Here is a 23,219-nt window from a genome sequence, read left to right as displayed (position 1 = left end):
AACAGTTCACCATCCATGCTTGCGCGTCTGGTACGAAACCAGACGGCACCTCGGCCTCGCGTCCGTCGCGCATCTTTCCATCGCGACAAAGAGATATAATCGAGACCTTCGTCCGTCAATCCAAGGTTTCCCGGCATGTTGCCCATCAGTCTCGAGTTCTTCCCGCCCAAGACCGACGAACAGCGCGACGTGCTCGAAAAAGCGCTGCCAAAGCTCAAGGAGCTGAAGCCCGAATACGTTTCGGTGACGTTCGGCGCCGGCGGCTCGACGCTCAGCTACACGCCCGACACGATCTGCCATCTGCGCGACGACCATGGCCTCGACGCCGCGCCGCACCTGTCTTGCATGGGCGGCACGCGCGCGGAAATCCGCACGCTGATCCAGCAATACCGCGACAAGGGCTGCCGCCGGCTCGTCGCGCTGCGTGGCGACCTGCCGTCCGGCATGGCGACCTACGGCGACTTCCGCTACGCCAGCGACCTCGTCGAATTCATCCGCGCCGAGAGCGGCGACTATTTCCACATCGAAGTCGCGTGCTATCCCGAGGTGCATCCGCAGTCGGACGACGCGCACGCCGACCTTGCGCACTTCAAGCGCAAGGTGGACGCCGGCGCCGACGGCGCCATCACGCAGTACTTCTACAATCCGGACGCCTACTTCCGCTTCGTCGACGACGCGCGCCGTCTCGGCGTGACGGTGCCGATCGTGCCGGGCATCATGCCGATCACGAATTATTCGCAATTGCGGCGTTTTTCTGAAATGTGCGGCGCCGAGATCCCGCGCTGGGTCGCGCGTCGCCTGCAGGCGTTCGGCGACGATCACGAGGCGATTCGCGAATTCGGCATCGACGTCGTCAGCGACCTGTGCCGCCGCCTCGTCGACGGCGGCGCGCCGGCGCTGCACTTCTATACGCTGAACCGTGCACGCTCCACAGTTTCCATCGTGGAACGCCTGCGCGGCTGAGCCGCGGGCGCGTTGGTTGCCGAGTAGACCCTGATCCAAACAATCGGCGACGTGCGGGGGCACGCCGCCGCGGTTTCGTTCGAGCGCCGCGCGCGCGGACGTCCGAGGGTGGGGAGGGTCCGGCTGCTCTAAGCCCGGTTGGCGCACGACTCCTCTTGCGCCGGATCTCGACGTGCGCCGTACCGTGGGGAGATACGTATGAAACGGTCTTTTGCGTGGTTGAGCATCGCGGGAGCGGGACTGCTGGCGTCGGGAACGGCGGCAGCTCAGGGAAAAGTGGATTTGTTCGGCTCGGCGCCGCTGGCGTATAGCGCGGTCGAGAACGACAGCGCGTACGCCGCCCAGGCGCGCGAGCCTTCGTCGGCGAAAATCAATGTCGTGACGGTGAATGCCGCGGGTCTCGGCGACGATACGCAGTCGCTCAACGTCGGTCTCGATCTCGGCGGCTACGTCGGCCTCAACGTCGCGCGCACGTCGTCGTACCGCACCGAGGACGGCAGCCTCGTCTGGCAGGGCATCGTCACCGACACCGCGTTGCAGCGGCAGATGACGAAGAACGAAATCGCCGACGATCCGATGAACTCGCTGATCCTCGTCAAGAACGGCGACAAGGTGACCGGCAATCTGCGCGTGAACGGACAGCTGTTCAAGATCCGTCCGCTCAAGGACGCGCGCCACGTCGTCGTCGAAGTCGACGAAAACCTGATGCCGCTGGATCATCCGCCCGAGGCGTATCGGCGCATCTTCGAAAAGCCCGTGGCGATGCCGGAAACGCCGTCCGCCGGCGAGGCGATCACGACGATCCGCGTGCTCGTGAACTACACGCCGGCCGCCGCGAGCAACTCCGGCGACATCAACGGCCTGATCACGCTCGCGGTCGCCGAGTCGAACACCGGCTATAGCAACAGCGCCGTGGAGATCAATCTGCAGCTCGCCGCGAAGTCGCAGGTCAGCTACACCGAGACCGGCAACTTCGACACCGACCTTGCGCGCTATCGCGGCACGTCCGACGGCTACATGGATTCGATCCACAGCCAGCGCAATACGAACACGGCCGACGTCGCGGTGCTGATCGTCAACAACACGGCGTACTGCGGCCTCGCCTCGGGCATCGGCTCGAGCGCGTCGACGGCGTTCGCCGAGGTGTACTGGGACTGCGCGACCGGCTACTACTCGTTCGCGCACGAGATCGGCCATCTGCAGTCGGCGCGCCACGATCCGGCGAACGATCCGACGAATACGCCGTATGCCTACGGCCACGGCTTCCAGTCGACGGCGGGCGGCTGGCGCACGATCATGGCGTATGCCTGTTCGTCGACGACGTGCACGCGCCTCAACTACTGGTCGAACCCGGGCAAGACCTACGGCGGTCGCGCGATGGGCACGACCAATCGCAACGACAACCATCGCGTGTTGAACAACACGAAGGCGACGGTCGGCGCGTTCCGGTAAACGTATGCACGGGCCGGCCCGCGACGGGCCGGCCCGTGCTTGCCGCGACGATGTTCGCGGGCTACGCTGCGCGCTCGCCAAACCGGGGGGACGCGCGATGCTCGACGAAGTACCTTTTGCCGCATTCGAAGCGATCGTCGGGCAGACCGTGCGCATGGCGCGCGGCGACGAATACATCGATGTGGAGCTGGCGCTGGCGCAGCGGCTGAACAATCCGAGCCCGCGCAACGAGCCGTTCATGGTGATCCTGCGCGAAAACGGCGCCAGCCGCTCGGCCTTGCAGGGCATGTACGACGTCCATCATCCCACTTTGGGAATTCTGAACTTGTTCGTCGTGCCGGTCGGGCCGGACGGCAAAGGCATGTGCTACGAAATCACATTCAATTAGGCATGCTCGGGTCTGCGACGCTTTTCGCTCTTGGTTCTCCCGGCAGCAGGTCGCATCCCACAACCCCGCCGAATGCGCACTGCGCATTCGGCCGGCCCCTTAACTTAAGGGGCCTCCGGAAAAGCGAGAGCGTCGCTTCGTTTGCGCTTTCAGGCGGCTTCGGGTTTCAGGCCGAGGAAAAGATACACGCCGCGGTTTTCGATCAGCCGAAAACCCATGCGATCGTAGAGTTTCATCGCCGGATTGTTCGGCTCGACGTGCAGCGTGATTTCGGCGCCATCGTCGCGCGCGATCCGCGCGAGCGCTTCGACCAGCGCGCGGCCGATGCCCTGCCCGCGCTTTTCCGGCACGAGTGCGATGTCCATCAGCCGGATCTCGCTGCCCTTGCGGTAAAGATAGATCCGCCCGATCGGCAAGCCGTGCTGCTCGATCACGACGAATTCGGCGCCGACGTAGTTCTTGACGTAGTGCGCATGCTGCAGCGTGAACTGCTCGCCGAGGAAGCCGCGCTTCGTCGCGGCGTCCCACGGCACGTGCGCCAGTTCGTCGTCTCGCGTCGACGCGTACAGGTCGGACAGAAACGCGCGATCGGCGTCGGTCTCGACGCGCAGCGACACATCCGGACACAGCGCCGCGAGGCGCGATGCCAGCGTGCCGCCGCCGGTCAAGCTTCCTCCACGCTGAAAGCGAGGTAGTCCCTGTCGGGCGCGGCGCCGTTGCTCAGCACCAGCGGTCGCTCGTTGTAGCCCGTGAAGACGAACTGCGACGCGTCGACGGGCTTGCCGCCTTCGAGCACCATCACGTACAAGCCGGGCGCGAGATGCCCGCCCGCATCACCGAGCGCAACGGTCATCGACTCGCGTCCCTTCGACGTGCGGCCCGCGCCGCTCGCCTTGGGCGTGATCGAAAACCCGGCGAAGTGCGGCGCCTTGACGTAAAAGCCGACCTGCCCGCTGCCGCTGCCGGCAGCCTGCGCCGACACGGCATAGACGAGCGCCGTGTTGATCTTGCCTTCGTTGAAAAACACCGATTCGATATCGACGGCACCGAGCGTGTTCGTGGAGCCGCGCACGTAGCCGTGCACGACGACGCGCGCGCGCGTGAGCGCGGCAACCTGCGGCCACGCCGCCTGCCAGCCGCCGAACGCTTCGGTCTCGAGCGCGCTGCCGACGAGGCGCAGCACGGAAAATGACGCACTACCGGGTGTGATGGTACCGCTGGTAACACCGGCCGCTTGCGCAACCCGTGAACCACCGGCCGCGAGACCCAGTCCGACGAGTGCGACGGGCGCACCCAGGAAATCGCGACGCTTCATGTTGTTCCCCCTGGTACGAGCCCGGTCCTCGGGCTCGCGGTAAGCGGCATTTTACGCCGCGACCCGCGCTGCCGAGCACGATCCGTACCAGTCACAAAGTTTGACGTTCGAACGCGACCGGCCCGCGCCCCGCGACGCGGGCCGACGCGAAAGTGCCTTTACGGCCGGGCCGGGAACACGCCCTGCAGCGCGATGCAGAACATCAGCGTGAGATACGGCTGCAGGTTGTTGTGCGGAAACCCGCTGCCGGTCAGCGTCAGTTCCTGGAAGTTCATCTGCACGACCGGCGTCGTTCCGGCCGGCGCGTACGCGCTGCCGTTGTTCGACGACGTCAGCACCCGCGTCGGATCCGGCGAGTTCTCCGTGCCGATGTCCGAGCCCACGCGGAACGTGTGGTTGTGCGCCGGCATCTCGGATTCGAGCAAGGTCACGGTCGCCGAGCCGCTGGTCTGGCCGAGATCGTAGATCGTGCCGGTGGTCGACTGGCCCCAGTGCATCGGCACGTTGCCGGCCATGTCCGGTAGCGCGAAATTGCTCTTGCCGTTGCCGCCGTACGTGGTGCCGAGCAGCGAAAACAGCGCGGTGTTCTGGCTCAGCGGCAACAGCTGGCCGTCGCAGGTCGCCCAACCGCGCGGCGCGAAGTTGAACCCGAAGATGCGGATTTCAGCAACGAATGGATCTGCCATGACTCGCCCCCTCAGGTCGGACTCGGAAAGATGCCGAACAGCGAAATGATGAAACTCACGCACAGGTACGGCTGCATGTTCTCGTGCGGCTGGCTGCCGCCGGTCATCGTGATCGTCGTCGCCGGGCCGAAGTTGTTGCTCGACGCCTCGGTGAGGTACGCCTGCAGCGTTGGCGCCTGCGCGAAGATGGCGCTGGTCGGCTGCTGGTTCTGCGCCTGCGTCGTCGACGCGATGACCGCGTGGTTGTGGGACGGAATCTGCTGTGTCGTCAGCGTGATGCTCTCAGCGCCGCCGGTCTCGGCGAGGATGAAGCCGTTGCCCTGGTGCAGCGGCACGCGGCCTTGCAGGTTCGGCAGCGCGAACGTCGATTCGCCGTCGCCGCCGTAGGTCGTTCCGATCAGCTGGAACAGGGTTTCGTTTTCGGAGATCGGCAGGAGCTGGCCGTTGCAGAACATCCAGCCCGCGGGCGGAAAATTGCCGCCGAACATGCGGATCTCGCCGACATAGGGTTGTGCCATGGTCGCGCTCCTTAGGTCTGGCTCGGGAAGATGCCCTGCAGGGCGATGCAGAAGCTCAGCGTCAGGAACGGCATCATGTTCAGATGCGCCTGGCTGCCGCCGACGTTGGTGATCGACGACGGATGCAGCGTGGTCAGCGCCGTCACCGGGTTGTACAGACTCGACGAGACCGAACCGAACATCGACGAGGCGTTCGCGATGGAAATGGTCGCAGCGGCCGACGTCGCGTTGACGAAGTGATTGTGTTGCGGCAGTTCGGCGATCGACAGCGTGTGCGCCTGCTCGCCGCCGCGCTCGCCGAGCGTGAAGCTCGAGCTTCCGCCGATATAGACCGGCACGCGGCTGCGCAGGTCCGGCAGCGCGAAGTTCACGCGGCCGTCGCCGCCGTACGTCGTGCCGAGCAGCGAGAACAGCCCCTGGTTCTGGTTGATGGGCAGCAGCTGCCCGTTGCACAGCGCCCAGCCCTTGGGTGCGAAAACGAAACTGAAGATACGGACTTCGGCTAAGAATGGCTCTGCCATGACGCCTCCCCTGATGGTGCGTTGCGTGGTCGGATTGAAACGACTGCGTAGCAGCTGCGCTCGCTTCCGTGCGACGCGGCTTCCCGGAGCCGGCCTTGCGTTAGCAAAGCCGGCGCCAAGATTCTCATTGTGCGTTTTGTATCAGAAGCAGGCTGCCGTGCCGGTGGTGAAGTTCGGCACGATTCCGTTCGACGTCGCCGAGGCGAGTCCGTTGGTATTGGCCCCGTTGAGGTAGTTGATGGCGTCGGTCGTCGAACCGGTGCCTCCCACGTTGCGCAACCGGAAGTTCGAGAGCGGTGCACCAGCCTCGGCCGGGTTGATGCGCAGACGGATATTGCCGCTCGTGATCGCGTCCCAGAAGCCCGGGTTCGGCAGAATCGTATTGCCCTGGATGTCGGCGCACAGCTGGCTGCCGTCGGCATCGGACGTACCCGACTGCATGAAGATCGCATGGCCGATGCGCACGCCCGGCGTGCCGTCCGGCGACGCGAACTGGTTGTTCGTCACGACGACGCCCGCGGTGTCGTTGGCCTGGCCGAGGAATTCCACGCCGCGCTGCGGGACGTGCTGGATGGTGTTGTTGCTGACCGTCATCTGCATCCCGCCGCTGGCACCTTCGTTCGTGATCGACACGCCGTTGCAGCCGCCGCAGTTGGCGCCGGAACCGACCGTCGCTGCGTTGCCGATCGTGTTGCCCGTGAACGTGCCGATGTAAAGGCCCGTCGCGTTCGTGCCCTTGCGGAACGTGATCGGCGTGGCGCCCGACGTGACGGTGCCGGTGACCGTGACGGTGTTGTTCGTCACCGTCGCGTTCATCGTCGCCGCGTTGTCGGTCAGGAACTGCATCGCGAGCGAATTGTCGGTGAACGTGTTCGGGTTGCCGGCCGTGCCGATGTTGAACGTCATCGCCGCGTTGTCGACGCCCTGCGCCGTGATCGCCGAACCGAAGCTGCGACGGAAGATCGAGTTCGTGATCGTCGTCGTCATCGGCTGCGAGGTGCCGTGGCCGGCGATCAGCACGTTCTGGCCCGACGTCGAGACGTAGGTGTTGCGATCGAACGTCACGTTGTTCACCGTCAGCGTCAGCGCCGTCGCCGCGTTGCGGTTCTGCACCTCGAACTGGCGGTGGAAGTTGCCGGTGAACGACGAGTTGGTGATGTTCGCCGTGCCGCGCAGGTTGACGAGCTGCACGCCGTCCTCGAGCACTTCGTCGCCGACGTTCTGCACCGTGACGTCGTCCATCGTCAGGTTGTTCACGTCGTTGCCGTTGATACCCATCTGCGTGCCGCCGGAGACATCGACGTTCGACAGCGAGACCGCGCTCGTGGCGAGCATGTTGATGGCGGCGCCGCAGTTCGTGTTCGTGGCGTTCAACGCATCGCCGCAGGTCGCCGCGGCATCCTGGTTCGTGCCGTTGGACGTGAAGCCCATGTTCGACAGCGAGAGGCTCTTCAAGCCGTTGGTGTGAATGCCGCGCACGCTATGGTTGTTGATCGTGCCGCCGGAGTTGTTGGTCGTGCCGACGCCGGTGATGACCAAACCGCCGTTCCCCGCCGCGGTGCCGGTGTTGACGAGCGAGATGCCGTTCGCGCCGGTGCCGTTGTTGGTGATGCTGCGGAACGTCAGGCCGCCCGCGCCGATCTGCGTGGTGGCCATGTTCAGCGAAGTGCCGGTGCCGGTGGTCGAGATCGTGTTCACGACCGCGCCCGGCGCCGTGACCGTCAGCGTGCCGCCGCCGGTCGCGTCGATGCCGTCGCCGCTCGCCGACGTGATCGTCAGGCCGCCCGAGAAATTCACCGTGCCGCTGGTCTGATGACGCACGCCGTCGCCGAGCGTCGAGGTGATGCCCACCGCGCCCGAGAAGTTCATCGTCGTCGCGCCGTTCGCGCTGAGGTCGATCGCATTGGCCGCGGCCGAACTCAACGTGATCGCACCCGGGTAGCTCTGCGTGCCGCCCGTGTTGTTCGACAGGCGGATGCCCGTGCCGGTGTTGGTCTTGCTGATGGTGCCGGCATACGTGAACGTCGGCGACGACGAATCGATGACGATCGCTTCGTTCGTCGGGTTGGTGATCGACGAGCCCGTGTTCGAGAAGTTGACCGTACCCGCCGAGTTCGTCGTGACGTCGATGCCGGCGTCGCCGCCGTTCAACGTCACCACGCCCGTCGCGTTCAACGTGCCGTCGAGGTTGCTCAGGCTGATGCCGGTGCCGGCCGTCGCACCGAGCGCGCCGGACAGCGCGATCGTGCCCGTCGCCTTGTTCTGCACGTCGATCAGGAGGCCCGCGCTCGTCTTGTTGATCGTACCGGCGTACGTGATGCCGGCGTTGCCGCCGATCACGGCGAACGCGGAGCCGGTGGCGCCCGAGAGCGCGCCGGTGCCGAGATTGACCGTGCCGTTCACCGTCGTCAGCGACACGTTGTTCACGCCGCCCGACGAGGTGAGCGTCGCGATCGTCGACGTCGGGTCGAACGTGCCGTTGTTGAGCACGATGCCCTGGCCGTTCGTGCTGATGCGCACGTCGTCGTACACGCGCAGCGTGCCGAAGCCGGTGCCGCTGATCGCGGCACCGGTGACATTGCCGATCTGCACGCCGCGCACGGTGTTGTTGCTGCCGAGCGTGATGCCGTTGCCGGCCGCGTTGGTGATCACCGGCGGCGTCTGGTCGACGAGCGGACGCGCGATCGAGTTCGACGGCGGCGTGATGCCGAGTTCCGCGTCGAAGTCGTTCACCGTGGTCGCGTCGAGGCCGTGGCCCGCGAGTTCGACGCCGTTGGCGAGCGTGATGCCGGTCGTGTAGTTGCCCGAGAACACGAAGATCTTGTCGCCGGTCGTCGTCGCGACGCCGGCCGCCGCCGTCAGCGTCTGCAGCGGCTGCTGCAGCGTGCCGTCGCGCGTGCCGACCACGACCGCGTCGTCGTCGACGAAGAAGATGCGCGGACCGGAAACGACCAGCGTCACCGTGACCGGCGCGCACTGCTGCGGCGTGCCGTCGTCGCAGACCGAGTACGTGAACGTGTCGTTGCCGGTGAAGCCGGCCGGCGGGTTGTACGTGAACGCGCCGGTCGCCGTATTGATGCCGAGCTCGCCGCCGTTCGTCGACGTCGCCGGCGCCGTGCCGATCGCGAAGTTCGTGCTGTCCGGATCGGTGATCGCGCCCGGGATCAACAGATCGCCGGTCGTACCGTCGTTCACGCCGATCGCGATGTTCGTGTGCACCGGGATGTTCGGCACCGCCGGCGGCACCGGCGGATCGTTGACGCACGTGACCGTCACGCTGACCGTCGTCGAGCTGCCGCCCGGCGTGAGCGTGTAGCTGAACGTGTCGAGCGTCGTGCCCGGCGGCGTGTTGCAGTAGTTCGGGTTCGGCTGGTAGGTCAGGCCCGTGCCGCCGCCGGTGATGACGACCGTGCCGTTCGCCGGCTGCGTGACCGACGCGACCGACTTCGGACCGCCGTCGACGTCGGTGTCGTTCGCGAGCACGTTGACCGCGGTCGCCGCGGCGTCTTCGAGCACCGTCGCGCTGTCGGCAACCGCCGTCGGCGGGTCGTCGACGCACGTGACCGTCACGGTGACCGTGCCCGTGCTGCCGCCCGGATTGATCGTGTACGTGAACGTGTCGAGCGTCGTGCCCGGCGGCGTGTTGCAGTAGTTCGGGTTCGGCTGGTACGTCAGGCCCGTGCCGCCGCCGGTGATGACGACGACGCCGTTGGCCGGCTGCGTGACCGAGCCGATCGAGATCGGCGAGCCGTCCGGGTTCGAATCGTTGCCGAGCACGTTGATCGCCGTCGCGGCCGCGTCCTCGAGGACCGAACCGGTGTCGTTGACCGCGACCGGCGGATCGACGACGCACGTGACCGAGACCGAGACGGTCGCGGTGCTGCCGCCCGGCGTCAGCGTGTACGTGAACGTGTCGGGCGTGCCCGGCGTCGGCGCGTTGCAGTAATTCGGGTTCGGCAGGTACGTCAGGCCCGAGCCGCCGCCGGTGATGACGACGACGCCGTTGGCCGGCTGCGTGACCGACACGATCGACATCGGACCGCCATCGACATCGGTGTCGTTCGCGAGCACGGGGATCGCCGTGGCCGGATCGTCCTCGGTGATCGTCGCCGCGTCGTTGACCGCGACCGGGTTGTCGTCGACGCAGGTCACGGTGACCTGCACCGTGCCGATCGAGCCGCCCGGCGTCAGCGTGTAGGTGAACTGGTCCGGCGTGGTTCCCGGAGGCGCGTTGCAGTAGTTCGGGTTCGGCTGGTACGTCAGGCCCGTGCCGCCGCCGGTGATCACGACGATGCCGTTGAGCGGCTGCGTGACCGACGTAACGGAGATCGGGCCGCCGTCGATGTCGGTGTCGTTGGCGAGCACGTTGACCGCCGTCGCAACGGCGTCTTCGAGCACGGTCGCCGTGTCGTTGACCGCAACCGGCGCGTCGTCGATCGGGTTGATCGTGATCGTCAGCGTCGACGGCGCGGACGTGTCGACGCCGCCGTTCGCGGTGCCGCCGTTGTCCTGCAGCGTGACCGTGAACGTCGCGGTGCCGCTGGCGTTCGGGGCCGGCGTGAAGTTCAGCTGGCCGGCGACCGAGACGGTTGGCAGCGACGAGAACAGCGCGCCGCCGCTGACGACCGCGACGTTGAAGCCGAACGACTGGCCCGACTCGTCGGCCGGACCGGACGAGATCGCCGTGGCCCACGCGATGCTCGCCGGGCCGGAATCTTCGTTGACCGACGGATTCGCGCCCGGCGTGTAGCTCGGCGCGTCGTTCACCGCGGTGACGTTGATGACGAACGTCTGCGGCGCGCTCGTGTCGATGCCGCCGTTCGCGGTGCCGCCGTTGTCCTGGCCCACGACCGTGATCGTCGCCGTGCCGTTGGCGTTCGCGGCCGGCGTGTACGTCAGCGTGCCGTTCGCGGCGATCGCCGGGCCCGCGCTGAACAGCGCGGCGTTGGTGTTGTTCGTGATGTTGAACGCGATCGTCTGCGTACCGTCGTCGCCGTCGGCGATGCCGGTCAGGAAGCCGGCCGCCGTCTGCGGGCCGCCGTCTTCGAGCGCGGTCTGCGGGCCGCCGACCGTGAACACCGGCGGATCGTTGACGTTGTTGACCGTGATCGTGAACGTCTGCGCGGCCGACGTGTCGACGCCGCCGTTCGCGGTGCCGCCGTTGTCCTGCAGCGTCTGGCTGAACGTCGCCGTGCCGAACGTGCCGTTCGTCGGCGTGAACGTCAGCGTGCCGGTCGGCGAGATCGCCGGGGCCGTCGAGAACGTCAGGCTGCCGGTCGTGCCGGTCGGCGTGACGGTGAAAGCAAGCGTCTGGCCGGATTCGTCGGCGGGACCCGCCGAAATCGCGGTGTCGAAACCGGTGAACGTGGCCGGACCCGAGCTTTCGAGCACCGAGGCAGTCGTGCCGCCGGTGAAGCTCGGCACGTCGTTCACGGCGGTGACGTTGATGACGAACGTCTGCGGCGCGCTCGTATCGATGCCGCCGTTCGCGGTGCCGCCGTTGTCCTGGCCGACGACCGTGATCGTTGCCGTGCCGTTGGCGTTCGCGGCCGGCGTGTACGTCAGCGTGCCGTTCGCGGCGATCGCCGGGCCCGCGCTGAACAGCGCGGCGTTGGTGTTGTTCGTGATGTTGAACGCGATCGTCTGCGTACCGTCGTCGCCGTCGGCGATGCCGGTCAGGAAGCCGGCCGCCGTCTGCGGGCCGGCATCTTCGAGCGCCGTCTGCGGGCCGCCGACCGTGAACACCGGCGGATCGTTGACGTTGTTGACCGTGATCGTGAACGTCTGCGCGGCCGACGTGTCGACGCCGCCGTTCGCGGTGCCGCCGTTGTCCTGCAGCGTCTGGCTGAACGTCGCCGTGCCGAACGTGCCGTTCGTCGGCGTGAACGTCAGCGTGCCGGTCGGCGAGATCGCCGGAGCCGTCGAGAACGTCAGGCTGCCGGTCGTGCCGGTCGGCGTGACGGCGAACGCGAGCGTCTGGCCCGACTCGTCAGTGGGACCTGCGGAAATCGCCGTATTGAAACCGGTGAACGTCGCGGCACCCGAGCTTTCGAGCACCGAGGCCGAGGTGCCGCCGGCGAAGCTCGGCACGTCGTTGACGGCCGTGACGTTGATCGTCACCGTCTGCGGACCCGACGTGTCGACGCCGCCGTTCGCGGTGCCGCCGTTGTCCTGCAAGGTCAGCGTGATCGTCGCGGTACCGTTCGCGTTCGGCGCGGCCGTGTAGGTCAGCGTGCCGGTCGGCGAAACCGCCGGTGCGGTCGCGAACAGCGCCGGGTTCGTGTTGTTCGTGACGTTGAACGTCAGCGCCTGGGTGTTGCCGTCGCCGTCGCTGATCGCGGTGGCCCAGCCGGCCACGGTCTGCGCGCCCGCGTCTTCGAGCGACGTCTGCGGGCCGCCGGCCGTGAAGCTCGGCGCGTGGTTGATGCCCTGCACCGTGATCGTGAACGTCTGCGGCGCGCTCGTGTCGGCGCCGCCGTTCGCGGTGCCGCCCGAGTCGGTCGCGGTCAGCGTGATCGTCGCGGTGCCGTTGATGCCGGTCGCCGGCGTGTAGGTCAGCACGCCGGTCGGCGAAATCGCCGGCGCGACGCTGAAGAGGCTGGGGTTCGTATTGTTCGTGACGCTGAACGCGACGGTCTGCGCCGCTTCGTCCGTCGGGCCCGGCGAGATCGCCGTCGCCCACGGATTGACGGTCTGCGCGCCGGCGTTCTCGAACACGCTCTGGTTCGGGCCGGCGGTGAAGCTCGGCGCGTCGTTGACCGCGGTGACGTTGATCGTCAGCGTCTGAGGCGCGCTCGTGTCGATGCCGCCGAACGCGGTGCCGCCATTGTCCTGCAGCGTCAGCGTGATCGTCGCGGTGCCGTTCGCGTTCGGCGCGGCCGTGTAGGTCAGCGTGCCGGTCGGCGACACCGCCGGCGCGGTCGCGAACAGCGCCGGGTTCGTATTGTTCGTGACGTTGAACGTCAGCGTCTGCGTGTTGCCGTCGCCGTCGCTGATCGCCGTGGCCCAGCCGGCCACGGTCTGCGCGCCGGCATCTTCGAGCGAGGTCTGCGGACCGCCCGCGGTGAAGCTCGGCGCATGGTTGATCGCGTTGACGTTGATCGAAAAGGTCTGCGCGGCCGACGTGTCGATGCCGCCGTTCGCGGTGCCGCCGTTGTCGACGGCGACGACGCTGACCGTGGCGATGCCGGACTGGCCGTTCGCGGGCGTGAACGTCAGCGTGCCGTTCGACGCGACGGCGGGCGGCGTCGTGAACGTGAGGCCGCCGGTCGTGCCGGTGACCGTCACGGTGAAGCTGACGGTCTGCGTCGATTCGTCGGCGGGGCCGGCGGAGATCGCCGTCGCCCAGCCCGTCACCGTCTGCGCGCCGGCGTTTTCGGGCACGGCGACGTTGGCGCCGGCCGTGAAGGCCGGCGCGTCGTTGACCGGCGTGATGATCACGCTGACGGTCGCCGGCACCGACGAGCCCTGTCCGTCGTTGCCGGTGTAGGTGAAGCTGTCGTTGCCGTTCGCGTTGGCGTTCGGCGTGTAGACGACGGTCGCGCTGGTCGGGCCGCCCGGGGTGACCGCGCCGGTCGTGCCGAGCGTCGGCGGCGTCGCGATGGCGAAGGTGATGGTCGCGCCTTCCGGATCGGTACCGGTCAGCGTCGCGGTGCCCGGCGTGTCTTCGAGCACGGTCAGCGTCGACGGCGTCACCGTCGGCGGATTGTTTTCGAGGTCGCGCACGTCGACGCGCAGGAACGCGTTGCCGTTTTCGGTCGCGCCGAACACGGCGAGAAGGTCGATCGCGCTTTCCGACGAGGTCTGGTCGCCCGCGGGATCGGTTGCCAGCGGCGGCAGGCCGGCCCAGTCGCCGACCTGTCCGTCGGTCGCGAAATTCGCCGCGATCGCGGCGCTGGATACGAAGAGGAACGCCGACAGCACGCGCCAGGCGGCCGTCTTGCGGGCGCGGCGCGCACCGTAGAACGCGACGATCGCGCCGAGCAGCAACAGGATCGGCCAGGTGAGCGCCGGAATCGGCAGCTGCGGCAGGCCGAGCAGGATCGGACCGCCGGTGTTGTTGACGACGAGCTCGTCGCGGCCGGTCGCGCTTTCGGCGACGACGCCGATGCGCAGGGCGTTCGGCTGACCCGTCGGCCGCAGCGCATTGAGAGAATCGGAGAGTTCGACGACGTCGGCGCCGCCGGTGCCGTTGTTCAGGCCGACCGGATAGCCGCCGCCGACCTGGGTCGCGGGACCGAATGCGGCGCCGCTGCAGCTCGCGCGCCGTACCGCGACGACTTGAGGCGTCGCGCCGCCGGTGACTTCGGCCTGCAACCGTACGTCTGCGCCTGCGAACCCGGTGACGGCACAGCCGGTGCCGGTGTTCGTGTCGCTGTCGACGTAGATCGAATAGGTATAGGTCTGGGCGCTCGCGCCTGTACTGGTCAACAGACCGAAGACAAACAGCAAGGCCGCCAATCCGGCGTTCCGTGTACGCATGAGCCCATCCCCTAATGTTGCGCACGCGACGAACGCGCACGCGCCGCCGCTTTACGAATAATGCGGAGCAACAATGGGCGGTCGTCCCGCACGACCTGCCTGGCATGCTCCCCATGCCAGACTCCCTCCATCCGACAAGACCACTGTCAGATCCGACGCCGTATCCTAACCAAAAAGAATGGAAATTTGTGTCAATGCCTGTTGTTAGGCACAGAATTGGCAGTTCGTGCTCACTCACGCGCGTCGCCTTGCCGCCTCCCCGCCGTACGCCTTAGTAGCTAGGCAAACGACCGGTGCACGGCTAGGCTTTGCGTTTCCCCGCCTGCCGGAATCCCGACATGAGCATGCAGTACCCCCCGTTCATCTGGCACAACGGTTCCGTCAAGCCCTGGGCCGACGCGACCGTTCATGTCATGGCGCATGCGCTGCATTACGGTTCGTCGGTGTTCGAGGGCATCCGCTGCTACGAAACGCCGAACGGGCCGGCGATCTTCCGCCTGACCGACCATATGAAGCGCCTGTTCCAGTCGGCCAAGATCTACGACATGGCCATGCCGTACACCGTGAAACAACTGAACGCGGCCTGCCGCGAGGTCATACGCGCCAATCAACTCGGTAAAGCGTATTTGCGTCCGGTCGCCTATCGCGGGCTCGGCGGTTTCGGTCTTTCCGCCGAAACGCCGACCGACGTCGCGGTCGCGGCCTGGGAAATGGGCCCGTATCTCGGCGCCGGCGTGCTCGAAGCGGGCATCGACGCCTGCGTGTCGAGCTGGCAGCGTTTCGCGCCGAACACGCTGCCGGCCGGCGCGAAAGCCGGCGGCAACTACCTGTCGGGCCAGCTGATCGCGCGCGAAGCGCGGCGCCTGGGCTTCGGCGAAGGCATCGCCCTTGCGTCGAGCGGCCTGTTGTCCGAAGGCGCCGGCGAAAACCTGTTTCTCGTGTTCGACGGCGCGCTGCACACGCCGCCGGTCGCCAGCGCGATCCTCAACGGCATCACGCGTCACTCGGTCATGACGCTCGCGCGCGAAGCGGGCCTCACGGTCGTCGAGCGCGACCTGCCGCGCGAGTACCTGTATCTTTGCGACGAGCTGTTCATGGTCGGCACGGCGGCGGAAATCACGCCCATCCGTTCGGTCGACGGCAAGCCAGTGGGCACGGGCAAGCCGGGGCCGGTGACGGCGCGCATCCAGGAACTGTTCTTCGGATTGTTCAGCGGCAAGACGCCGGACAAGCACGGCTGGCTGGAGCCGCTGGCGGGTTGATCCGCGATCGCTGCGGCTGCGTCGACGACTATCGGCGCAGCCTGAAATCCAGCGTCGCCGCCGCTCCGCCCTGCGGGCGCGGTCGCAACGACACTTTCCAGTCGTACAGTTCGCACAGGCGCCGAACGATCGCGAGGCCGAGCCCCGCGCCCTTCCCGGTCGCGCCCTCGCCGCGCTGGCCGCGCTGAAACAGGCGCTCGGCGTCCTCGGCCTTGATGCCGGGGCCGGAATCTTCGACCACCACCTTGCCGTCGCCGACGCGCACGCGCACTTCGCCGGACGGCGTGTACTTGTAGGCGTTGCCGACGAGATTGGTCAGCGCGACCGCGACGACCGACGACGGCGCGACCACTTCAAGCGGTTCCTCGACTTCGAGTATGACCTCGACCGGCTTGTTCGCGAGATGAGTGCGGTTGACCTCGATCACCTGCTCGACGACCTTGACCACATCGGTCGTTTCGCCGTCGCTCGGCGCCTCGCGCTGGCGCCGCGACAAGAGCAGCAGCGCCTCGGTCAGCTCGGCCGACTGCTGCGACGCGCGCTCGATGCGCTTGAGCCGGTCGTTCATCTTGTCGCTGATGTTCGGCGCGGCGAGCAGCAACTCGACCGTCGTCGCGATGACCGCGAGCGGCGTACGCAGCTCGTGGCTGACATCGGCGTTGAACTCGCGGTCGCGCTCGACCATCTCCGTCAAACGCCGGCGATAATCGTCGAGAGCCGCCGCAAGTTCGCCGACTTCGTCGTTCGCATAGTGCGAAGCGAGTTCATCGTCCGGGCCGCCGTTCTTGAACGCGCGCAGACGCTCCGCGAGGTCGGCGACCGGCCGCATCACGCGGCGCGCCGACCAGTAGCCGAGCACGAACGCGAGCAGCGAAAACGCGGTGACCGCAACGACGAGCGCGCCGATCAGCTGGCGTTCGCCGAGCTCCTCCTTCGCGACGTCGTACCGATAGAACGCCCAGAGGTCGGACTCCTTGCGCACCGCGAGCTTGTACGGACGTTCGCGGCCGCCCTCGTCGGTCTCGACGATGTCGTAGACGCCGGTGCCGTATTTCTGCCAGGCGAACGGCACGTTGGCGAACTTGCGCTCGCTGACGATCAGCGCGGTGATCGGCGAAAACGGAAACTGCGCGCCCTCTTCGGGATGCTGGCGCTTGAAGTCGAGAAACTGGTTGACGCCGTTCTGCAGCGAATCGTTGATCAACTGGTCTTCGAGCGTACCGCGCAGCGCGATGACGGCGAGCGCGAACAACGCCGTCAGCGCCATGCCGAACAGGCCGAACGAGATGACGATACGGCTTCGTAACCGGCGTCGGTAGCGCATACCGCTGATCGGCCGGCCGATCAGTTGACGGCCGCGTCCGGATCGACCATGCGATAGCCGATGCCGTGGCGGGTCTGGATCAGCGGCTTGTCGAACGGCTTGTCGAGCGCCGCGCGCAGACCGTGGATGTGCACGCGCAGCGAATCGCTGTCGGGCAGTTCTTCGCCCCACACGCGATGTTCGAGATCCTGGCGCGTGACCACCGACGGGCTGGCCTCCATCAGAAACTGCAGCAGCTTCAGGCCGATCGGGTTCAGCTGGATCTGCTTGCCGGCGCGCGCGACGGTCAGCGTATCGAGATTGAACGTGAGATCGGCGACCTGCAGCACGCGGCTTTGCGGCCCCTTGCCGCGCCGCGCGAGCACCGACAGCCGCGCTTCGAGTTCCTGCAGCGCGAACGGCTTGGTCATGTAGTCGTCGGCGCCGGAGTCGAAGCCCGACAGCTTGTGATCGAGCGCGTCGCGCGCGGTCAGCATCAGCACCGGCGTCTGTTTGCGTGCTTCCTGCCGCAGTTTGCGGCAGACCTCAAGACCATCCATGCCGGGCAGGGTCAGGTCGAGCACGATGGCGTCGAATTCGTTGACCACGGCCAGATGCAGGCCGGTTACGCCGTCGCCGGCGAAATCGACGACGTGGCCTTTGTCTTCCAGGAAATCGCCGATGTTCGCGGCGATGTCGCGGTTGTCTTCGATAACGAGTACGCGCATAGGGCTACTTTAACGAATTCCCTTTCCAAAAGGAGGCAAGACGGCACGCGGCGAGGAAGGCGTGCGTCGAATCGGGCGAAAGGGCGCGCGGGCTGGGCGCCAAAAAGAAAATGGCCCAAGGAGGTGCCATTGGGGGAACACACCTCGCTTGGGCCAAAAAGCTACTGCCCCGATTACCGTAGTCTGCGCGTCAAACCTGACCTAAGGAGTGTTGGCAGGAGTACAGTGGCATCGATAGTAGGCAGCGCGGTCTTAAATGGCCGTTAAGTCGCCTTGACGGAAACGTTAACGATGTCAACGCACGCCACCGCATTGATAAGGCGGCGTCGAAAGCCGCGGCGGCGGGTCCGCGAGGGGCGCGGCGGGCCGGTTTGGGCATCAGCCCGTCGAGAACCGGCCGCGTCGGCGACCGGTTCTCGGTATGGATCGATCAGTTCAAGGCGGTCGTCTGCTGCGGCAGGCTCTCGCTGGCCGGCGCATCGCCCGGGCGGCGGCAGATGCGCGTACCGGTGACGAGACGGCAGTCGTTCGCGGCCGGCACTTCCTCGACGCCGAGTTCGGCGCCCGCCGGCATCTTGTTGCCGCCGAGCGAGAACACGAAGTTGCGCGTGTAGCGCGTGCCGCTGACCGGATACGACGCCGGGTCGAAGCGCCACTTGCGCAGCGCGAACGCCGCTGCGCTGTCGAACACGTTGGCCGGCGTCGAGCGCTCGACCTTGACGTCGCGCACCTGGCCGCCCGCGTCGAGCAGGAACGACAGCTTGACGTAGCCTTCCACGCCGCGCAGCAACGCGGACGTCGGATACGACGGCTGGCTCACGTGCACCGGTACCGGCTCGGCCGGCGGCGCGACGGGTTCGGCGACGGACGGCGCCGGGGTCGTCGAGGCCGGCGTGGCGGCGAGCACCGCCTCGCGACTGGCGACGCCGAGTTCGTTCACGAGGGGCGCGGCAGCGGCCGGCGCCAGCGACAGATTCAGCGGCGCGTTGCCAGCCACGTCGGCGGTTGCGGCAGCGGCAGTACCGGCAGCAATGTCGGGAATGCGGACTGCGGCGGCGGCCGTCGACTCCGGCTCGACCGGCGTCGCGGCAGGCACCTCGATCGCCGGCGCGGCGATCTGCGGCAGGCGCAGCGCGCTGCGATCGGCGATCAGGTCGCCGATCGCGATATCCGGACGCTGCACGGCAATCGCATTGGAATGGAACAGGCCGCGCAATTGCTGCGGCGAGAAGATCGACGCGAACACGGCGCGATCCCATTCGGCGCGCTGCGCGACGCCCATCCAGAGCACCGCGACGCCGACCACGAACAGCGGCAACAGGCGGCCGGGCACGCGCAGACCGAGTGTCGTCGGCGGAATCTTCGCAATGTGCTGCACGCGCTCAAGCAGCACGCCGCCGGTCGCGGTCACGGCCAGTTCGCCGTGGCCGTACAGGCGCAACTGCTCAAGGTCGGCGAGCGTTTCGACGTAGTCGCGCGGGTTGGCCTTGCTCAACTCGAGCACGAGCTCGTCGCAGCAGATCTCGCGCTGGTTGCGCAGGTCGCGCGAAATCCAGTGCACGACCGGGTGATAGAAGAGCACGGTTTCGACGACGACCTGAACCAGGTTGACGACGTGGTCCCAACGGCGCAGATGGCCGAGTTCGTGCGCGAGGATCAGCTCGATCTGAGCGGCGGGAAAGCCCAGCGCGACCGCCGCCGGCAGCAGAATGACCGGCTTGATCCAGCCGACCAGCGTCGGCGTCTGCACATCGGCCGAATACAAAAGGCGTACCGCGCGCGACACGCCGAAGCGCGCGCACAGGTTTTCGAGCTGCGCCTGCCAGGCAGGCATCGACGAGCCGCGCTTGATCAGGCGCGACAGATCGCGCCAGTGCAGAAGCGCACGGATCGTCAGCACGGCCACGCCGACGCCCCACAGCGCGACGATCCAGGGCAGAAGATCCTGCCATGCCGCGATCGAAACGAGATCGGCACTGACGGCCGTCGACGGGCCGGCCGCAGTCGCGGTGACGACGGCGGTCGCGGAAGCCGCGGCGGCGGGCGCGTCATACGACAGCCAGACTGCCGTGGCAAGCGGCGCCAGCATCAGCGCGCCGAACGCAACGAGACCGAGCGCGTAGCGTTCGCGCCCGGCGTTCAGGCGGTTGCGCAGCAGGCCGAAAACGGCGCCGATCAGAGCGCCTTGCCAAATGAAATGCAGTAGGACCAGTCCGAGCAGACGAGCGGTCGCCTCGAACGCACCAAACCAGAATTCCATTACTTCGTCTCCCGATCCAGGCGGTTCAGGAGCGCGCGGATTTCGCGCAGTTCCTCACGGGACGCGTTCTGGCTGCCGAGTGCGTGCAGGACCAGTTGCGACGCCGAGCCGTCGAATACGCGGTCGACCATGTCGGAGAGGAAGCGCTTCTGCGTCCGCTCCTTGCTGACCGCGGCCCGGAAGACGTGAGCGCGCTGCGAATCGTCGCGCTCGACCAGACCCTTGCCGTGCATGACCTGCAGCAGTTTGAGGGCGGTCGTGTAGCCGCCGCCGTCATGCAGGTACAGGGCTTCGTGGACATCGCGAACGGTACCGCTTCCGCGATCCCAGAGGACGCCCAGGATGGCAAGTTCGGCTTCGGTCGGCTTGGGTAATTCGGAAGCGCGGCGAGTAATCACGTGGCTGTCTTCCAACGAACAATTTCGTACAGCATGCCGCAAGCCGGGCCGCTGAACAAGCGCTGAAATTCGGACCCCGGCTTGACCCCTCCACGGCCGCCTCGAGCGGCCGTGGAGGCTTTCGGATCAATTGCCGGTCACCATTCCCTGCGCATCGCGCGAACGATCGCGCATGCTGTTCTGGGCGTCGCGACGCTCGCGTTCGCGCTCGGCGAACGTCTGGCACTCGGTCTGCTTGCGGTGCGAGCCGGTCGGCGAAACGCTCTTGCAGATCAGACGGCGGCCGTCCTTCTTGCTCAGGATGGCGTTGATCTCTTCCTGCGCGGTGAGCACCTGTGCCTTTTCCTTCGCCTGCAGCTCGCCGGCGGTATGCGCCGTTGCGAGCATCTGCGAGATTTCGTCGAGACGACGCTCGACCGTCGTGCGTTCTGTACCCGAAACGAACTCCCAGTAGCCGCCCGGCTTCATCTGCTGGCGAATCGCGGCAGCTTGGTCGTCGAACTTGTCTTTCGTATCGGCAGCCAGCGCCGGCGGCGGATCCGCCTGCTTGGCGGCGATGGCGTTCATGGAAGCGGCAGCGGTAAAGCCGATGAGCAGAGCCTTGCAAAAAACGTTCATTTCAATCCCCTGAAAGCAGGTTGGGCGTGACGGCAGTCAAACGATCGCGTTGCAGATGGTGCGGGCGACGATCCTAGACATGGCTCCGGCCAGCTGTCAACGATGACTTTCGTACGATTTGCAGTCTGCAACAATCGGCGGCCGCCGCAGCCGCTCGAACACGACACCGGCGCGTTGCCTCGCGCGGTCACTTCACCTTTTCTGGTTTGTACGACGACCGCGAACTGTTGCGCAGCGCGTCCTGCGAAATGCGGCGGCCGCGCTCCTGTTCGGCGTAGGTGATGCACTGCTGGGTTTTCATGTGCGAGCCGACGGTCTTGACGCGCTCGCAGATCACGCGGCGGCCGTCGCGCTTGGTCAGTATCGCGTTGATGTCTTCCTGCGCCGTGTACAGGTCGGCGACCTTCGCCTTCGACAGCGACGCGACGTCGCCCTGCTCGAAAATGGCGGCCATTTCGTCGAGGCGCGCGCCGACCCTGGACCGTTCCGGCCCGCTCACGAATTCGTAGCGGCCGCCCTGCTCCATTTGCTTGCGCACGCTCGCCGCCTGATCGACGAACGCGGCCTTCGTTTCGGCCGCGATGGCCTTTTCCTCTTCTTTCCCGGCGGCGCCGGCCGGCGCCGCGCACACGAGGGAACCCAACAGCAACGCATTCACGATCCAGCGATTCATAAACACCCCTTGGCTTGCCAGCCCGGCGCAATGCCGGTCGACGATCGACATCGATGCTATGCACGACATACGGAGGTGTCAACGATAACTGTCGTACTACGACTTTCGTTTATCGACGCGCCGGCATCGCGCACGGCGCCCGCCCCACCGCGACGAAAACCGGGCGCATGGAACTATTCGTCGATGGATTATTTTTTGCGCGAAGTCTTCTTGCGCCGCGCACTCGCGCCGGCCACGTAGTCGATGATGAGGCCGGCGACGTCGACGCCGGTCGCGCCTTCGATGCCTTCCAGACCCGGCGACGAATTGACCTCGAGCACGAGCGGACCGCGGCGCGAGCGCAAGAGATCGACGCCGGCGATATTGAGGCCCATCGTGCGCGCCGACAGCATCGCGATCTCGCGCTCGGTGTCGCTCAGCTCGACCGCCGTGGCGGTGCCGCCGCGGTGCAGGTTCGAACGAAACTCGCCGTCGCGCGCCTGGCGCCGCATCGCGGCAACCACCTTGCCGCCGACGACGAAGCAGCGGATGTCGGCACCCTTCGCCTCGCGAATGTATTCCTGCACGAGAAAATTCGCGTACAGGCCGCGAAACGCCTCGATCACGCTTTGCGACGCCGAGCGCTTTTCGGCGAGCAGCACGCCCTGTCCCTGCGCGCCTTCGTTGAGCTTGATCACGTGCGGCGGCTCGCCGATCAGCGTCATGAGATCGGCGGTGTCGTCCGGGTTGTCGCCGAACACGGTGTTGGGCATGCCCACGCCTTCGCGCGCGAGCAACTGCAGGCAGCGCAGCTTGTCGCGCGCGCGCAGGATCGCGTCGGAATCGTTCGGCGTGTACACGCCCATCATTTCGAACTGGCGCAGCACCGCGGTGCCGTAGAACGTGATCGACGCGCCGACGCGCGGAATCACGGCGTGGCAGTCGGCCAGCGGTTTGCCCTTGTAGTGCACGCTGAACTCGCCCGAGGCGATGTGCATGTAGCAGCGCAGCGGATCGAGCACGCGCACGCGATGGCCGCGCGCACGACCGGCCTCGACCAGCCGGCGCGTCGAGTATAATTTTGTATTACGGGAAAGAATTGCAATCTTCATTCGTGCATTCCAAAGCGTCGCGGCTCGGTGCCGGCGACGAGCGCCTGGCGGCGACCGGCGGTGTACGAACGCGCCGGGTCGATCCTGAAGCGGCCGGCGAGCGCGGTACGGCCCAGCAACATCGGAAAAAGCATAGTGCGGCGACTGGTCAGATTGATGTCAGCGGCGAACGCCTGCCCGGCGACGCTGACGGTGCTGCGAATGAACCAGCGCTCGGACGCGTGCCCGCCGGAGTCGGTCACGACGCGCCGGTCGAGCGCGGGCGCGACGGCTTCGACGACGCTCGCGCGGCGCCCGGTCGACAGCCGCACCGCAAAATGCAACCAGGTGGCGCCGTCCTGCGTGAATTCTGCAAGCGAATCGATGTGCAGTGCACACGATCTCGCGCCGCTGTCGACCTTGGCCTTGATGGCGACGAGGCCGAGGTCGGGCAATGCGAGCCATTCGCGCCAGCCGATCACGGGTAGGGAAAGCATGAGGCCTCGGCTGCGGGGTCGAACCGCTCGGGCGTCGAACGGGGCGCCACGATAGCAAGAACGCGGCGAAGCGGTCGACTCGCGTA

Annotated in this window: 18 protein-coding genes; 4 read left to right on the top strand and 14 right to left on the bottom strand. The window is 66.8% G+C overall.

The annotated features are described in order from the left end of the window. Positions 1-135: 135 nt before the first annotated feature. From metF to OD750_RS01285, 3 genes are all read left to right on the top strand, one after another. On the top strand, positions 136-963 hold the full coding sequence (metF, locus tag OD750_RS01295) for a methylenetetrahydrofolate reductase [NAD(P)H] (protein WP_263544589.1): 828 nt from the start codon (positions 136-138) through the stop codon (positions 961-963). Between the two features lie 198 nt (positions 964-1,161). Further along, the gene (locus tag OD750_RS01290) at positions 1,162-2,415 is read left to right on the top strand and encodes a zinc-dependent metalloprotease (protein WP_263544588.1); all 1,254 of its coding nucleotides are present in this window, start codon (positions 1,162-1,164) and stop codon (positions 2,413-2,415) included. Positions 2,416-2,419: 4 nt separating this feature from the next. Further along, positions 2,420-2,803: a DUF6916 family protein gene (locus tag OD750_RS01285; protein ID WP_263544587.1), complete on the top strand. Its 384-nt coding sequence runs from the start codon at positions 2,420-2,422 to the stop codon at positions 2,801-2,803. A 149-nt stretch (positions 2,804-2,952) separates the two neighbouring features. Here OD750_RS01285 and OD750_RS01280 read toward each other — a convergent pair whose 3' ends face one another. The 6 genes from OD750_RS01280 to OD750_RS01255 form a co-directional block, all read right to left on the bottom strand. Then, the gene (locus OD750_RS01280) at positions 2,953-3,471 is read right to left on the bottom strand and encodes a GNAT family N-acetyltransferase (RefSeq protein ID WP_263544586.1); all 519 of its coding nucleotides are present in this window, start codon (positions 3,469-3,471) and stop codon (positions 2,953-2,955) included. Continuing rightward, entirely contained in the window at positions 3,468-3,986 is a 519-nt protein-coding gene (locus tag OD750_RS01275) for a hypothetical protein (RefSeq protein ID WP_263544585.1), read from the bottom strand. The genes OD750_RS01280 and OD750_RS01275 overlap by 4 nt, the downstream gene beginning before the upstream one ends. 290 nt (positions 3,987-4,276) lie before the next feature. Continuing rightward, complete coding sequence (locus tag OD750_RS01270; protein WP_263544584.1) at positions 4,277-4,804, bottom strand: phage tail protein; 528 nt, start codon at positions 4,802-4,804, stop codon at positions 4,277-4,279. An 11-nt stretch (positions 4,805-4,815) separates the two neighbouring features. Continuing rightward, positions 4,816-5,322: a phage tail protein gene (locus OD750_RS01265; protein ID WP_263544583.1), complete on the bottom strand. Its 507-nt coding sequence runs from the start codon at positions 5,320-5,322 to the stop codon at positions 4,816-4,818. A gap of 11 nt (positions 5,323-5,333) precedes the next feature. Further along, positions 5,334-5,843, bottom strand: a complete 510-nt coding sequence (locus OD750_RS01260; RefSeq protein ID WP_263544582.1) for a phage tail protein — start codon at positions 5,841-5,843, stop codon at positions 5,334-5,336. Positions 5,844-5,984: 141 nt separating this feature from the next. Continuing rightward, a complete protein-coding gene (locus OD750_RS01255; protein WP_263544581.1) occupies positions 5,985-14,294 on the bottom strand; it encodes a tandem-95 repeat protein in 8,310 nt (2,769 codons plus the stop codon). 368 nt (positions 14,295-14,662) lie between these two features. Between OD750_RS01255 and OD750_RS01250 the strand changes: the two genes are divergently transcribed. Further along, a complete protein-coding gene (locus tag OD750_RS01250; RefSeq protein WP_263544580.1) occupies positions 14,663-15,586 on the top strand; it encodes a branched-chain amino acid transaminase in 924 nt (307 codons plus the stop codon). Between the two features lie 28 nt (positions 15,587-15,614). On the opposite strand, the gene OD750_RS01245 is transcribed toward OD750_RS01250, so the two are convergent. The 8 genes from OD750_RS01245 to OD750_RS01210 form a co-directional block, all read right to left on the bottom strand. Further along, positions 15,615-16,910 (bottom strand): sensor histidine kinase, encoded by a 1,296-nt coding sequence (locus OD750_RS01245; RefSeq protein WP_263544579.1) that lies wholly within the window; start codon positions 16,908-16,910, stop codon positions 15,615-15,617. A 20-nt stretch (positions 16,911-16,930) separates the two neighbouring features. After that, complete coding sequence (locus tag OD750_RS01240; RefSeq protein WP_263544578.1) at positions 16,931-17,617, bottom strand: response regulator transcription factor; 687 nt, start codon at positions 17,615-17,617, stop codon at positions 16,931-16,933. Positions 17,618-18,047: 430 nt separating this feature from the next. Then, a complete protein-coding gene (locus OD750_RS01235; RefSeq protein ID WP_263544577.1) occupies positions 18,048-19,877 on the bottom strand; it encodes a M56 family metallopeptidase in 1,830 nt (609 codons plus the stop codon). Further along, positions 19,877-20,290: a BlaI/MecI/CopY family transcriptional regulator gene (locus tag OD750_RS01230; RefSeq protein ID WP_263544576.1), complete on the bottom strand. Its 414-nt coding sequence runs from the start codon at positions 20,288-20,290 to the stop codon at positions 19,877-19,879. The genes OD750_RS01235 and OD750_RS01230 overlap by 1 nt, the downstream gene beginning before the upstream one ends. Before the next feature lie 111 nt (positions 20,291-20,401). Continuing rightward, positions 20,402-20,842: a hypothetical protein gene (locus tag OD750_RS01225; RefSeq protein ID WP_263544575.1), complete on the bottom strand. Its 441-nt coding sequence runs from the start codon at positions 20,840-20,842 to the stop codon at positions 20,402-20,404. Positions 20,843-21,080: 238 nt separating this feature from the next. Then, entirely contained in the window at positions 21,081-21,617 is a 537-nt protein-coding gene (locus OD750_RS01220) for a hypothetical protein (RefSeq protein WP_263544574.1), read from the bottom strand. A 137-nt stretch (positions 21,618-21,754) separates the two neighbouring features. Continuing rightward, positions 21,755-22,657 (bottom strand): 30S ribosomal protein S6--L-glutamate ligase, encoded by a 903-nt coding sequence (gene rimK, locus OD750_RS01215; protein WP_263544573.1) that lies wholly within the window; start codon positions 22,655-22,657, stop codon positions 21,755-21,757. Further along, complete coding sequence (locus OD750_RS01210; RefSeq protein ID WP_263544572.1) at positions 22,654-23,133, bottom strand: ATP-dependent zinc protease family protein; 480 nt, start codon at positions 23,131-23,133, stop codon at positions 22,654-22,656. Before OD750_RS01210 ends, rimK begins: the two co-directional genes overlap by 4 nt. Positions 23,134-23,219 lie beyond the last annotated feature (86 nt).

Source organism: Tahibacter soli (assembly GCF_025717065.2).
GTDB classification, from domain to species: Bacteria; Pseudomonadota; Gammaproteobacteria; order Xanthomonadales; family Rhodanobacteraceae; genus Tahibacter; species Tahibacter soli.
The sequence above is the reverse complement of the archived record's forward strand: the minus strand, read 5'-3'. Positions and strand labels throughout refer to the sequence as shown.

What these genes read in the sequence shown, in the direction of transcription:
- OD750_RS01245 (WP_263544579.1), bottom strand. Translation starts at nt 16,910, where the DNA reads ATGCGCTACCGACGCCGGTTACGAAGCCGTATCGTCATCTCGTTCGGC.
- OD750_RS01240 (WP_263544578.1), bottom strand. Translation starts at nt 17,617, where the DNA reads ATGCGCGTACTCGTTATCGAAGACAACCGCGACATCGCCGCGAACATC.
- OD750_RS01225 (WP_263544575.1), bottom strand. Translation starts at nt 20,842, where the DNA reads ATGAACGCCATCGCCGCCAAGCAGGCGGATCCGCCGCCGGCGCTGGCT.
- OD750_RS01260 (WP_263544582.1), bottom strand. Translation starts at nt 5,843, where the DNA reads ATGGCAGAGCCATTCTTAGCCGAAGTCCGTATCTTCAGTTTCGTTTTC.
- OD750_RS01290 (WP_263544588.1), top strand. Translation starts at nt 1,162, where the DNA reads ATGAAACGGTCTTTTGCGTGGTTGAGCATCGCGGGAGCGGGACTGCTG.
- OD750_RS01250 (WP_263544580.1), top strand. Translation starts at nt 14,663, where the DNA reads ATGAGCATGCAGTACCCCCCGTTCATCTGGCACAACGGTTCCGTCAAG.
- OD750_RS01220 (WP_263544574.1), bottom strand. Translation starts at nt 21,617, where the DNA reads ATGTCGATCGTCGACCGGCATTGCGCCGGGCTGGCAAGCCAAGGGGTG.
- OD750_RS01210 (WP_263544572.1), bottom strand. Translation starts at nt 23,133, where the DNA reads ATGCTTTCCCTACCCGTGATCGGCTGGCGCGAATGGCTCGCATTGCCC.
- OD750_RS01270 (WP_263544584.1), bottom strand. Translation starts at nt 4,804, where the DNA reads ATGGCAGATCCATTCGTTGCTGAAATCCGCATCTTCGGGTTCAACTTC.
- OD750_RS01285 (WP_263544587.1), top strand. Translation starts at nt 2,420, where the DNA reads ATGCACGGGCCGGCCCGCGACGGGCCGGCCCGTGCTTGCCGCGACGAT.
- rimK (WP_263544573.1), bottom strand. Translation starts at nt 22,657, where the DNA reads ATGAAGATTGCAATTCTTTCCCGTAATACAAAATTATACTCGACGCGC.
- OD750_RS01265 (WP_263544583.1), bottom strand. Translation starts at nt 5,322, where the DNA reads ATGGCACAACCCTATGTCGGCGAGATCCGCATGTTCGGCGGCAATTTT.
- metF (WP_263544589.1), top strand. Translation starts at nt 136, where the DNA reads ATGTTGCCCATCAGTCTCGAGTTCTTCCCGCCCAAGACCGACGAACAG.
- OD750_RS01235 (WP_263544577.1), bottom strand. Translation starts at nt 19,877, where the DNA reads ATGGAATTCTGGTTTGGTGCGTTCGAGGCGACCGCTCGTCTGCTCGGA.